Below are 13,358 nucleotides of genomic sequence, written 5' to 3'. Positions count from 1 at the left end.
AAGATATAAAGAAATAGAGTAGTTTTCTTTATGATTTTCATAACCTCCAGCTCCAATCTTCCAGCTTCCATCATTTATTAAAAATTATTTTACAAAAAAGTAACAAATAAGAAATAAATCATACATATTGTAAAAATTGTTATCATAATGAAAAAACTAACGCTTTCTTTGTTTCTAATAGCAGGGATCTGCTCTCAAAATACGATGAGTGCACAAGGTACAGCTGCTAAAGTAGCAGTAAACAATACGGATAAAGGCTTAGACCTTAGCTTAATGGACACTTCAGTGCGTCCACAGGATGATTTTTATAACTATGTGAGTGGAACTTGGATGAAAACAGCGAAAATTCCATCCGATAAACCGACTTGGGGAAGCTTTAATAAACTGGCAGAGGATACGGATAACAATTCCATGACGATCCTGAACTCTCTTTTGAAAGATAAGTTTGCAGATGGAAGCGAAGGGAAAAAAATCCAGGATCTATATGCTTCTTACATGAATATGCAGAAGAGAAACGCTGACGGTATCAAGCCTATTCAGGATCACCTAAATAAAATTGATGCCATCAAAAATATGGCTGATCTTCAGAATTATTTAGCATCTGTAACAAAAGAAGGTGAAAACAACTTCTACGGATGGGGAGTATATGCTGACCTGAAAAACTCTAACATGAACGCGGTTTACTTAGGAGAAGCTTCTCTTGGATTAGGGAGAGACTACTACCAGAAAGTAAATGAAAAGAATACGGAAGCTATTGCTGAATACCAGAAATATGTAGCTTCAATGCTAAAAGAATTAGGATATAAAAATGCAGATGCTGCAGCAAAAGGGATTGTTGACTATGAAAAAAGCATTGCAAAAACATATCTGACTAACGAGCAAAGCCGTGACAATACACTTCAGTACAATCCTCAGACAATGGCTGAACTTTCTACTTTGGTAAAAGGAGTAGATCTTCCGGCTTACCTTAAAAAAGTAGGAGTAAATACTGATAAAATAATCATCGGTGAACTAGGGTATTATAAAAACTTCGATAAATTAGTGAATGCTCAGAATCTTCCGGTAATTAAAGATTATCTGAAGTTCCACATGATCAACGGAAGTGCTTCTTACCTAAGTGAAAAACTAGGAGATATGAAATTTGATTTCTTTGGTAAATATCTAAGAGGTCAACAGGAGCAGAGAGCTTTAAACAAGAGAGGATTTGAATTGATCAATAGAAATATTGGAGAAGCTTTCGGTAAATTATATGTTGAAAAATACTTCCCTGCTGAAGCTAAAGCTCAAATGGTTGAATTAATCGACTATTTAAAGAAAAGTTTCGTAGTTCATATCAATAATCTGGCATGGATGTCTTCTACAACTAAGGAAAAAGCACTACAGAAGTTAAATAAATTCACTGTAAAAGTAGCTTATCCTGACAAATGGAAAGACTATTCAAAATTAGAAATTACTCCAGAATCGAAAGGAGGTACATTGTACAAAAACCTTCAGAATATCGGTGAGTGGCAATATAACAGAGAATTAGCTAAAATTGGAAAACCGGTTGATAAAACAGAATGGGGAATGACTCCACAGACTGTAAATGCTTACTATAACCCAGTATATAACGAAATCGTTTTCCCAGCTGCTATTCTTCAGCCGCCATTCTTCAATCCTAAAGCTGATGCTGCTGTAAACTTCGGTGGAATTGGTGCTGTTATTGGTCACGAAATGAGCCACGGATTCGATGATTCAGGAGCTCAGTTTGATGCTGAAGGGAACTTAGTAGACTGGTGGACTCCGGAAGATAAAGCTAACTTCGAAAAAGCAACAAAAGCACTAGCTTCTCAATATGATAAGTATGAGCCTGTAAAAGGAACATTTGTAAATGGTACTTTCACAAACGGTGAAAATATCGCTGACTTAGGTGGTGTGAACATTGCTTATGATGCACTTCAAATGTACTTGAAAGATAAAGGAAATCCAGGGAAAATCAGTGGATTTACTCAGGATCAGAGATTCTTCTTAAGCTGGGCAACCGTTTGGAGAACTTTATCAAGTGAAAAATATATGATCAATCAGGTGAAGACAGATCCGCACTCTCCGGGTTACTTCAGAAGTTTCGGTCCGCTAATCAACGTTGATGCATTCTACAAAGCATTTGACGTGAAAAAAGGAGACAAGTTATACAAAGCTCCGGAAGACAGAATCAAAATCTGGTAAAATAGACAAACCGCTCAGTAATGGGCGGTTTTTGTTTTTTTAGATGGTAGCAGATTGTAGGCAGCAGGTTGTAGGGATTATATTATAGATTACATTGTGGGTGAAATTTCAATGTTTGCTTAGCTAGATCAATAGAGATGGGCTTTAGCCCATCCAAAATAGATTAAATTTTTCCATTGGCTTTAGCCAAAACATACCATCTAAATGGAACAATAGTCAATCAGATCATAATCCGTAAAGAAGTGCCATTATTACCTCCTCAGGAAGGGTGTCAAAAATTCTCTGAATTTTGACGGGATGGCCTGCCTACACTATTTCTACCCAAGACTAAAAACTTGTCCACATACCTCAAAACGCCATTGAATAATTATATCCATTACATATCATTAAAGTTTGTATATTTGATAAGTTTGTGTAAAATCAAAAATTATCTTCAATGAAAAAGCTAAATATTGGTATACTTGCCTTTTCGGGTATAGTATTGCTAAATTCGTGTGGTGCAGCAAAGACTGCAGGGACAGAGACAAAAACAGAGGCTAAAGCAACAGTAGCAACGCCGGCAAAAGAAGAAGTAAAAGAGGAAGGGATCAATCTATCTTATATGGATACAGGTGTCCGTCCGCAGGATGACTTTTTTAGCTATGTGAATGGAAATTGGGTGAAAACAACTCAAATTCCTTCAGATAAAGCCAATTGGGGATCTTTCAATGCTTTGAGAGAAAATGTAGATGACTCTTCATTGGATATTTTAAATAAAATTCTTACTGAATCATATCCTGCAGGTTCTGAAGGGCAGAAGATCCAAAGTCTATATGCTTCTTTTATGGATACTGCTAAAAGAAATGCAGATGGATTAAATCCTATCAAAACAGATCTGGCAAAAATAGAGGCTATCAAAAGTGTTAATGATCTTCAGAAATATCTTTTAGAAGCTACAAAATTAGGAGATAACTCCTTTTACGGATGGAGAGCCGGAGCCGATATGAAGAATTCTAAAATGAATGCGGTATATCTTGGTGGACCGGATCTTGGTTTAGGAAGAGATTATTATCAGAAAGTAAACGAAGCCAATACGAAGACATTAGGCCAGTACCAGGCTTATGTTGGAAAATTATTTGGTGTTTTAGGTTATAAAAATTCAAGCCAGGCTGCACAGAATGTAGTGGACTTTGAAAAGCAATTGGCGAACTATCTATTAACATTGGAGCAAAACAGAGATGCTAATTTAAGATACAATCCTAAAAATGTTTCGGAATTGTCAGGGTTAGTAAAAAATGTTGACCTTGCAAAATATCTAAAAGAAGCAGGGGTTAATACAGATAGAGTGATCATTGGCGAGCTGAAATACTACCAGAACATGGATCAGTTCATCACACAGAAAAACTTGCCATTACTAAAAGACTACCTTAAATACCATTTGATTAATGGAAATGCTAGTAACCTGGATGAAAACCTTGAGCAAATCAGATTTGATTTCTATGCAAAAGATTTACAAGGGCAAAAAGAGCAACGCCCTATGAACAAAAGAGGTTTAACTCTTGTGAACGGAGTTCTTGGAGAAGCATTTGGGAAATTATATGTAGACAAATACTTTACTCCGGAAGCAAAACAGCAGATGGAAACCTATATTGATTACCTTTTAAAATCATTCAAAACCCATATTGCCAATATCGACTGGATGTCTCCTGAAACCAAAGTAAAAGCTCAGGAAAAATTATCCAAATTTACAGTGAAGATCGCATATCCGGACAAATGGAAAGATTATAGTCAATTAAAAGTAGAATCTCCAAAACAAGGTGGATCATTATATGCTAACTTACAGAATGTATCGGCATGGCAGTATCAAAGAAATCTTGATAAAGTAGGTAAGCCGGTTGATAAAACTGAATGGGGAATGTCTCCGCAAACGGTAAATGCTTATTATAGCGGATCTAATAACGAAATTGTGTTCCCGGCAGCAATCCTTCAGCCTCCTTTCTATAACCCTAATGCAGATGCTGCAGTAAACTTTGGTGGAATTGGAGCCGTAATTGGTCACGAGATATCTCACGGTTTTGATGACAGTGGTTCTCGTTTCGACGGTGATGGTAACCTTAATAACTGGTGGACAGATGCTGATCGTAAGAACTTTGACGCAAAAGTAGGTCAGTTAGCCTCTCAATATAGTGCTTATGAACCTGTAAAAGGAAGCTTTGTGAATGGTAAATTTACAAGTGGAGAAAATATCGGAGACCTAGGTGGGGTAGCTGTAGCCTATGATGCCCTTCAGATGTATCTTAAAGATAAAGGAAACCCAGGAAAAATCAGTGGATTTACTCAGGATCAAAGATTCTTTATGAGCTGGGCTACCGTTTGGAGAACAAAAGCAACCAATGAATATATGATTAACCAGGTGAAAACAGATCCGCACTCTCCGGGAATGTACAGAGCTTTCGGGCCATTGGTGAATCAGGATTCATTTATCAAAGCATTCGATATTAAACCGGGAGATAAAATGTACAAAGCTCCTGAGGAGAGAATAAAAATTTGGTAAGAGTACCAAAAAATTGTTAGAAAAGAAAGAATCCATCCCCATGTAATGTGAGATGGATTCTTTTTTAATATGCCTTTTTGTAATTCCGGATCACAAACTTTATTCCGGTTTCTATAATATCTCCCATCGTTTTGCAATATTTGAAATTGATATCATAGGTGAGTTTTTGCAATGCCGTTTTTAGCTCTGTAACATTGGCTTCCGGGGCAAGATCTTCTTTTTTCATAATAGAAATGAGTTCATCAAATCTGTTCTTACTGCTGGTTACCCTTTTTACAATTTGAGAACGTACTTCCTTCCGATATTGTTCTATAGAATTAGGCTTTAGTCTTTCCAGTACCATTGTAACCATCGGATTGTTTTCTTTGAAATATTGGGGAAGATAAACCTTCAAATTCCCCTCGTAACTTTGCTGATCAAAATCAATGGGGCGAATTCTATAAATAACCTGATCAAAATCGTGTATAGGGATAATGACGTAATTATAGGAGCGCATATCACCCAATAACCCAATAAGGCAACGCTCATTGAATTTTACAAATTCTTTAGAGATCTGTGCCTTTTCCAAATCTGTACAATGGGGCATATGTTTTTGAATAAATACATCTCCGGGAATCCCTAAAATATGTTCTTCTATTAAAGTATTTTTATAAATCAGAAAATTAATTCGATTAGGAGAAAGCAAGTCTTCAAGCTCCAGACCATATATGCGGGAAGCATCGGCCTGCTTAATATAAAAATTAGTATAATTATCATTCAGGATATTTCTTACCCGAATTCGAAAAGGTTTGGAATTTCCGAAAGTACAAAAGTCTATGGTATCCACTGCCAGGTACGGTAAAGTAGCCTCATCTCCATCAGAGTGAAGAAGGGTATATATCTTATTTAAATTAGCCTCTATTTCTTTAACTCATATTCAGGGTACATGACACCGAGCCATAAAGTATCTTTGCCTTCCTTATCCAGAATATTTATACTGTCACTAAACCTTAACAGATCTTCATATAAGAAGTGAATCTTGGTCGTTCTGTTATGTTTTTCCAAATACTGTTCTAATGCTTCCGAAACAGGATATATTGGTTTTCTAAACGCAATCTTTACATCTTTCATTACTCTGTTTACTTTACTTAAATATAATGAATATTTTTTCCTTACATCAGAAGAATTCTTATTTTAATATGTGTTGGATATTTTTTATAAATCTAAAAGAGATCAGGATTTTATTTTATCTTTCCATGGTTTGTTTTTATTTATTTTTTCATAGCTTAGTGACTTCATAAGACTTTGATTTTATGTTAAATAAATGGGCGCAAATTTAAAATAGATAAGAAAAATCTTGACAAAATTTTGTATGTTACAGTTTTTTTTTAAATTTAAACTCTGGATTTGTATTGAATTCAATTTACTTGTAAATTATTAAAATACAGATCTAAACCAAAATAGTAAATCTCAAAATAATAATAATATGGCAATGTTTAATTATGGTGTTGGCGGAAACGAGGTAAAAGTAGACGCTAATGAAGCTATTCAGGAAATACAGGAAAATAAATCACTGATAGTAAGCCAGCTTACAACAGACGAATCTTATACCCCTGAAATTGTAACAGGATTAAAAACCGTGGAAGATGTTTTCAAACATTTCCAGCCTTCTGTGGCAGTACAGCACGAAACAGAAGATGGAGGAGTGGTTGATGAAGAATTCCGTTTTCAGAATCTTGGAGACTTTACTCCTAAAAGCCTTACTCAAAAATCTGATTATCTTCAGCAACTGAGCATGGAACAGGAGCAGTACAATAAAATTGTACGTCAGTTAAAAACCAATAAAATTCTTCGTAATATGCTGGAGAACGACCAAACTAGAGCGGCGTTCATCGATGTATTGAAAGAAGTAGCACAAGAACTTGAAAAATAATTAAAGACTTACATTAAATCATGGATAGCAAATTACAGGCGCAAGAAAGCCAACAACAAGGGCAGCAGCAACACTCAGGGCAACCGAAAGGGAACCCGCTTGCAGAGCTCAATAAAATGGGAGGTTTTGGCTTTGTTGAATCCGTTGTAGACGGTATCGCCAATATGAACCCAACCAGAAAAGCAAGGAAAGAAATCTTCCTTAACGATAACAATAAATCAGAAGAAAGAAAAGAACTTCTTCAGAAGATCAACCTTTGGGTAAGCCTTTTAGAAGGAAGTGAATCTGCAGATAAAATGGCTGATACGTGCAAAACTAAAGCACAACAAGCTGATCAGAATTTAAAGAAAAACCTAAAAAGTACACTAGACGCAGTTCGTATGTTGGAAACCAACTATAGAACTGTAGCTCAATTCTACAAAAATACAGAATTGGATAAAGTGGATAACGTAAGTATTGTAAACGCAAGCCTTGATCAGGTTTCAGACTTAGACAATCCTTTATTCATTGATGCTATTTCTGAAGAATTCAAAAATTACTACGACCGTTTAGACCTTAGAGATAACTACTCACTCCTTGCTATCCCTGGATACTTAGGATCTAATAAAGTTATTGAAAAGTGGGCTAAAATCTGTAACGAGAACAAAGTAATGATGGTTACAGACTTTGCGAACCTTGATAAGCCGGATGACGTTGTAGATTTATTCCATTCTGCAAACCTTACAGGTGGTGAACTTCACAGAAGTAACGTGATCATGACGTGTAACTGGCTAGTAGGTCGTGGAAAAGCTGAAGAAGTAGGGGAAGAAGAAAACGTAGAACTTCCACCTTCCACTTCATTAGCAGGAAAAATCCATAAGACTCTTATGTCTCAGGTAGCAGCTGGTAAAAAGCACGGTAATATCAACGAAGTAGATGCCGTGAAATTCGAATTGAAGAAAAGTGAAATTTCTCAGTTGGAAAAAATGGGTCTTGTACCAATGGTTAACGAATATGGTAAATTATGGCTTTCTCTGCGAAGACATTATTTACAGGAGACAACATTGGTCTTCAGACGTATTCAGTAGTTCGTGTATTCGACTATGTAACTAAAGTATTACTAGACTTCTTAAACAGAAGAGCTTTCGAAAACTGGAATGCTAAAAACGAAGACGATTTGAGAAGACAAATAGTAACGTTCCTTGATAATATCAAAGGGCCGGATAAATTGATCGAGAAATTCAAGATTGTTCGTTTCGAGCAGGATAGAGTAAACAAAGACAGAGTATGGCTTGATATCCGTATGACTCCTTATTTCCCTACAAAAAGTTTCGTTATTAAACTAGACGGACACAAAGGAGATGATGGTAACGAATGGGATGCTCAATACACTCAGGAATAATAACACCTTATTTAAATAATAAAAACCGATGCATTTTTTACATCGGTTTTTTTCTACCAATACCTATGAATATTAAAATGAATATTAAACTGGCCATTGGCTTGCCGCTATTATTGATGGCTCTTTTGGTAAGTTGTGAAAAAAAATACCAAAGTCCAGGTCAATATGAAGAAGATCTTTTTGCAGATGAACGTCAGCAAGGTAAGGCGTATATCATGGATGAAGAAGAATGTTTTGACGGCAGCGAATTGGTACTGGCAAGCTCAAATGTAAAGCTGGCAGACAGCTCCAAAGGTCGTGGAAAATCATTTTTCCTTTATAAAGTAAGATCCGGAAAAGTATTGAAAACAGTTAGAGATTCTACTTTAGAAATGCCCATGATGTTCCTATCTCCTTACAAATTAAAACTGAAAGAAGACTCCATGTATCTTTACCTGAAAAAACTGGATGGATATCGTTTTATAGCAAAAGACAGAAACCTGAAATATCAGTGGCTGAGAGGAGCATCTGTATATTCTGTGAAGAAAAAATAAAATAAACCTATCTTTGCGTTCCTGAAATAATACAGGATGAAGGAGTAACATCTCTTCAGTGACTTAAATTGATTGGTTTTTGGAAAAGAATATTACAGCCTCAGAATTCCTTCATGTAGGAAACAGGCTTTTGGAATGGTATCGGAATAATGCAAGAGATCTGCCTTTCAGACAGACAAAAGACCCCTATAAAATCTGGATCTGTGAAATTGTATTTCAGCAGACAAGAATCAATCAGGGGTTGAATCATTATAATAATTTCATTAAAAGATTTCCGGATGTAAAAACTTTGGCTACCGCTGAGGAAAATGAAGTGTTACTGTACTGGAAAGGTTTAGGCTATTATTCAAGAGCGATCAATATCCATAAAGCAGCCCAACAGATCATGAATGATTATGATGGTGTATTTCCGAATCAGTACGAAGAAATTTTAAAACTGAAAGGAATTGGGAAATATACAGCAGCAGCGGTTTCAAGCATTTGCTTTGGAGGAAGAATTCCGGCTGTAGATGGGAACTTTTACAGGGTTCTCAGCCGTTTCTTTGCCGATGATTTTGATATTTCAAACTCTAAGGCATTTGTTTATTTCTCAGAATTAGCGGCTCTAATAATGCCTGACAACGTGGGCGATTTCAATCAGGCTATGATGGATATCGGTTCAGAAATCTGTAAACCCAAAAATCCACTTTGCGGTGAATGCCCGATTAATGAAGATTGCTTGGCTTTTTCCCTTCAGAAAATACCCGATTATCCTGTTAAAACAAAAAAGGTAAAGGCGGAAGATCTGGCTTTGACCTATTATTTTGTTCACAGAAATGGAGAATTCCTGATCCGTCAGAGAAAAGAAGATTTTATCTGGAAAAAATTATTTGAGTTTCCAACCTCTATTTCTGCTGAAATGGAACCTTTTATTAAAGGATCAAAAACAATTACTCATAAGCTGACACACAAGAATTTAAGCATTGAAATATTCAATGTTGAGGTGACTTCAGAAGAGATATGGAATCGCTTTATCACTGAAAATCAATACCAGATTACAGACGTTCAGGGTTCCCATGAAAAATCCTTTCCAAAGCCTCTGGAAAATTACATTCAAAACTCATTGAAAGACTGAAATTTGTCTTCCGAAATCTGAAATCTAATTTGTACTTTTGCAAAATGATAAAAAAAGTCATATTTATTTTTGTATCACTGCTTTTAATTTCATGTGGAAAAGACCCGGTTCCGAAACCGTACGGAGAACTGCGTCTGGAATATCCAGCACCGAAATACCAGAAGTTTGAAAACAACTGTGCCTATACTTTCGAGTATTCGGACTTTGCTAATATTACAGCAGCTAAAAAACCTTGCTGGTATTATCTGAATTATCCTCAAATGAAAGCAAAAGTTTTCGTTACTTATTACCCGATACAAAATGACTTTGCAGAACACATTAGGGAAGCTGAAAAGATGGTTTACGAACATACCATTAAAGCCAGTTCTATAGATACAAAATCCTTTGAATATCCCGAAAAAAAAGTATACGGGAATTTCTATGAACTGAAGGGGCAAAGTGCTTCCAATCTTCAATTTTACATTACAGACAGTACGAAACATTTCGTAACTGGTTACTTATACTTTAATACGAGACCGAAGCCGGACTCTCTGGCTCCTGCAGTGAACTATATCAAAAACGATATGAAGCACCTGCTGGATTCTTTTGAATGGAAAAAATAATTACTTTTAATATACATTGAAAAATATATGAAACTTTTAGTTGTAGGAAGTGTTGCATTTGATGCAATTGAAACACCATTTGGTAAAACGGACAAAATTTTAGGCGGAGCTGCTACTTATATTGGGATCACTTCATCTATTTTAGGCGTTAAATCTGGTATTGTTTCTGTAGTAGGAGGAGACTTTCCACAGGAACACCTTGATATGTTTACAAACAGAGAAGTAAACATCGAAGGAATTGAAATCGTAAAAGAAGGAAAAACATTCTTCTGGTCTGGAAAATATCACAATGATCTGAACACCAGAGATACTTTGGCTACAGAAGTAAACGTATTGGAGAATTTTGATCCGAAGATCCCAGATTCTATGCAGGATGCCGAAATTTTATTACTTGGAAACCTACACCCTGGAGTTCAGTTATCCGTGTTGGAAAAAATGAACAACCGTCCTAAGCTTGTCATCCTTGATACGATGAACTTCTGGATGGACTGTGCGTTGGATATTCTGATGGATATGATTGCAAAAACAGATGTAATCACAATTAATGATGAAGAAGCAAGACAACTTTCTGGAGAATATTCTTTAGTAAAAGCTGCTAAAAAGATCCACACAATGGGACCTGAGTATGTTATCATCAAAAAAGGAGAGCACGGAGCTTTACTTTTCCACGATAATAAAGTTTTTGCTATTCCGGCACTTCCATTAGAAGATGTTTTCGATCCAACAGGAGCAGGAGATACTTTTGCGGGAGGTTTTGCCGCTTATCTTGCTAAAAAAGAAAGAATTGATTTCGAAACCATGAAGTCTGCTTTGATCGTAGGATCTGCAATGGCTTCATTCACTGTAGAAAAATTCGGAACAGAAAGAATTCAGGAAGTACAGGAATCAGATATGTTCAACAGATTGAGACAATTTAAAGAATTGACGACATTTGATGTTGAACTGCAGTAAATAAGTCTTTTTAAGAAATATTTATAATAAAAAATTGAGTAAAATTCGTTAAGAATTCTAAATTTGCAACTTGTTAAAATAGTAAAATGACAAATAAACTAAAAATCACTTATCTTCTTGGGATTTTCATCATGATATTTTCTTCTAATATGATGAACGCCCAGCTAAAACCGGGAGATTTAGTGGATGGTATTGCTGCTGTGATCGGAAATGAAATTGTTTTGGAATCGGATGTTACCGAGCAGATGAATTATGGGAAACAACAGGGAGCTACTAACACAGACAAGTGTGAGTTCCTTGAAAGTCTTATCAGCAACAAACTTCTTGTATACGAAGCAAAAAAAGATACGTTAATTGAAAACCGTTCTGCTGCGATCAAAGAGCAGGCCAATCAAAAATACCGTCAGTTGCTATCTCAATTTCCGGATGAAAAGGCATTATTAACTGCTTATAAATTCAGAAATGCCTACGAAATGAAAAACGCTATCGAAAAAATCGATACGGATCAATATTACGGACAGGCAAAATATCAGAGAGTTACAGATAAAGCAGACGTTACTCCTAATGAGGTAACTGATTTTTACAATATGTATAAAATGCAGCTGCCACAGGTAAAAGACGAAGTTACCCTAGCTCAGATCATGATGTATCCTACCTTAACGGAAGCGCATAAGCAAGATCTTATCAATAGATTGAAAAAGATTAAGCAAGATATTCTTGGTGGAGAAACTTTTGAAAGCCAGGCTAGAATTTACTCTGAAGATGAAGGTTCCGCTTCTAATGGAGGGTTATATAAGAATATCAACAAAGGACAAATGGTAAAGCCGTTTGAAGCTGCAGCATTAAACCTTCAGGAAACGATATCTCAGATCCTATTGAATCTGAATTCGGATACCACATTATTCAGTTAATCAAGAGATCGGGTAAAGTATACGATGCAAGACACATTCTTTTGAAAGCAACACCTACAGAAGAAGAGCTTAAGACTGCAAAAGTAAAATTAGACAGTATCAGAGGATTAATTATTGATGGTAAGATGACGTTTAAGGATGCTGCATTCAAATTCTCAGATGATAAAAAAACTAAATTCAATGCCGGAGTAATTCCTGGAGGCGATGGTTCTGATAAAATTGAAAGAGAAAGTATTCCTGGAACAATCAGCTACGAATTGGCAGGATTGAATAAAGGAGACATTACCTCTGCTTTTGATGATGAAGACAACAGAAGAAAAGCTGTAAAAATCATTAAGCTTGAAGATGTGATTCCTTCACACCAGATTACTCTGGAAACAGACTTTAGCCGAATCAAACAGATGGCTCTTAATAAAAAGAAAAACGAAATGGTTGAAAAATTTGTCAACTCCAAGTTGCCAGTTACTTTCATCTCCATTGATGGGCGTTACGATAATTGTAATTTCAAATCCAACTGGAAGAAAGAATCAATCAAAAAATAAAATCAAAACCTTCAGAATTTCTGAAGGTTTTTTTTTGTAAAAAATGTGAAGGCAAATGCAAAATGATTCCTTATATGGGCTTCCATTAGATGCTTAGCTTTTCTATATTGGGATGAAATTATTTGATACCTTTACAAAAACCATCAGGATGGATTACGATTTTTATTTGAATGAATTTCACTCAGCAATCACAGAAGATCTCGTGAAGAAACTTGAAAATAATGGATTGAAATTATCTGTTATGACTATTCTGGACTCGGTTGCTCTTAAAGTTTATAAACCGGAATGGTCTTCAGATGTGAATTCACCGTTAGATGCTGTAGGCCGGATTTTCTTTTCTATATGGGTAAATGATACTACGATTCGGGAGGAAAGAATGTATTATAACATCCATGCTCTAAAGCTTAGGGAATTGAAAAACTACAGATTATCAAGTAGAAAATTTGCACAAGATTTTAGAAATGAATTTATGGAGTATCAAAAAGATTGGCCTAATGTAAATATTCAATATGGCCCTTTGACATTAATGCAAGGCTGGGTTGATTTGAAACCAGATCATATATTGGAAAATACACATGAATTGATTCAGAATTTTTTAAACATCAGCTTTATTATAGATAATGCTTTAGAACAGTATAAGAAATAATACTATTTAAGTAGCCTTTGTCAATGTT

At 35.6% G+C, this 13,358-nt stretch carries 8 protein-coding genes and 3 pseudogenes; 10 read left to right on the top strand and 1 reads right to left on the bottom strand.

From position 1 onward, the window contains the following. The first annotated feature begins 147 nt into the window (after positions 1–147). Together QWZ06_RS19845 and QWZ06_RS19840 are read left to right on the top strand one after the other, a co-directional pair. Positions 148–2,205, top strand: coding sequence for a M13 family metallopeptidase (locus tag QWZ06_RS19845; protein ID WP_378170917.1), 2,058 nt, complete (start codon positions 148–150; stop codon positions 2,203–2,205). A 436-nt stretch (positions 2,206–2,641) separates the two neighbouring features. Continuing rightward, entirely contained in the window at positions 2,642–4,738 is a 2,097-nt protein-coding gene (locus QWZ06_RS19840) for a M13 family metallopeptidase (RefSeq protein ID WP_290300703.1), read from the top strand. 64 nt (positions 4,739–4,802) lie between these two features. Here QWZ06_RS19840 and QWZ06_RS19835 read toward each other — a convergent pair. Continuing rightward, positions 4,803–5,848: pseudogene (locus QWZ06_RS19835) on the bottom strand (hypothetical protein). Between the two features lie 355 nt (positions 5,849–6,203). Here QWZ06_RS19835 and QWZ06_RS19830 point away from each other — a divergent pair. The 8 genes and pseudogenes from QWZ06_RS19830 to QWZ06_RS19795 all read left to right on the top strand — a co-directional run bounded on the left by QWZ06_RS19830 (position 6,204) and on the right by QWZ06_RS19795 (position 13,330). Further along, positions 6,204–6,650 (top strand): type VI secretion system contractile sheath small subunit, encoded by a 447-nt coding sequence (locus tag QWZ06_RS19830; RefSeq protein WP_290300700.1) that lies wholly within the window; start codon positions 6,204–6,206, stop codon positions 6,648–6,650. A 20-nt stretch (positions 6,651–6,670) separates the two neighbouring features. After that, positions 6,671–8,031 (top strand): annotated as a pseudogene (locus QWZ06_RS19825) (DUF5458 family protein). Positions 8,032–8,108: 77 nt separating this feature from the next. After that, on the top strand, positions 8,109–8,564 hold the full coding sequence (locus tag QWZ06_RS19820; RefSeq protein ID WP_290300698.1) for a hypothetical protein: 456 nt from the start codon (positions 8,109–8,111) through the stop codon (positions 8,562–8,564). A gap of 79 nt (positions 8,565–8,643) precedes the next feature. Beyond that, the gene (locus tag QWZ06_RS19815; RefSeq protein ID WP_290300697.1) at positions 8,644–9,678 is read left to right on the top strand and encodes an A/G-specific adenine glycosylase; all 1,035 of its coding nucleotides are present in this window, start codon (positions 8,644–8,646) and stop codon (positions 9,676–9,678) included. A gap of 44 nt (positions 9,679–9,722) precedes the next feature. Beyond that, on the top strand, positions 9,723–10,280 hold the full coding sequence (gene gldD, locus QWZ06_RS19810; protein ID WP_290300695.1) for a gliding motility lipoprotein GldD: 558 nt from the start codon (positions 9,723–9,725) through the stop codon (positions 10,278–10,280). 27 nt (positions 10,281–10,307) lie between these two features. After that, a complete protein-coding gene (locus tag QWZ06_RS19805; RefSeq protein ID WP_290300693.1) occupies positions 10,308–11,231 on the top strand; it encodes a PfkB family carbohydrate kinase in 924 nt (307 codons plus the stop codon). An 86-nt stretch (positions 11,232–11,317) separates the two neighbouring features. After that, positions 11,318–12,684: pseudogene (locus QWZ06_RS19800) on the top strand (peptidylprolyl isomerase). Between the two features lie 148 nt (positions 12,685–12,832). Beyond that, positions 12,833–13,330 carry a hypothetical protein gene (locus QWZ06_RS19795; RefSeq protein ID WP_290300691.1) on the top strand — a complete coding sequence of 166 codons (498 nt, stop codon included), beginning with the start codon at positions 12,833–12,835 and terminating at the stop codon, positions 13,328–13,330. Positions 13,331–13,358: the final 28 nt, after the last annotated feature.

The sequence above is a fragment of the Chryseobacterium tructae genome, from assembly GCF_030409875.1.
Classification (GTDB): Bacteria; Bacteroidota; Bacteroidia; order Flavobacteriales; family Weeksellaceae; genus Chryseobacterium; species Chryseobacterium tructae.
This window is presented reverse-complemented; position numbering and strand designations above follow the sequence as displayed.

Excerpts from the sequence above, each read along its gene's own strand:
- QWZ06_RS19845 (WP_378170917.1), top strand. The coding sequence starts at position 148 with ATGAAAAAACTAACGCTTTCTTTGTTTCTAATAGCAGGGATCTGCTCT.
- QWZ06_RS19840 (WP_290300703.1), top strand. The coding sequence starts at position 2,642 with ATGAAAAAGCTAAATATTGGTATACTTGCCTTTTCGGGTATAGTATTG.
- QWZ06_RS19830 (WP_290300700.1), top strand. The coding sequence starts at position 6,204 with ATGGCAATGTTTAATTATGGTGTTGGCGGAAACGAGGTAAAAGTAGAC.
- QWZ06_RS19820 (WP_290300698.1), top strand. The coding sequence starts at position 8,109 with ATGAATATTAAACTGGCCATTGGCTTGCCGCTATTATTGATGGCTCTT.
- gldD (WP_290300695.1), top strand. The coding sequence starts at position 9,723 with ATGATAAAAAAAGTCATATTTATTTTTGTATCACTGCTTTTAATTTCA.
- QWZ06_RS19805 (WP_290300693.1), top strand. The coding sequence starts at position 10,308 with ATGAAACTTTTAGTTGTAGGAAGTGTTGCATTTGATGCAATTGAAACA.
- QWZ06_RS19795 (WP_290300691.1), top strand. The coding sequence starts at position 12,833 with ATGGATTACGATTTTTATTTGAATGAATTTCACTCAGCAATCACAGAA.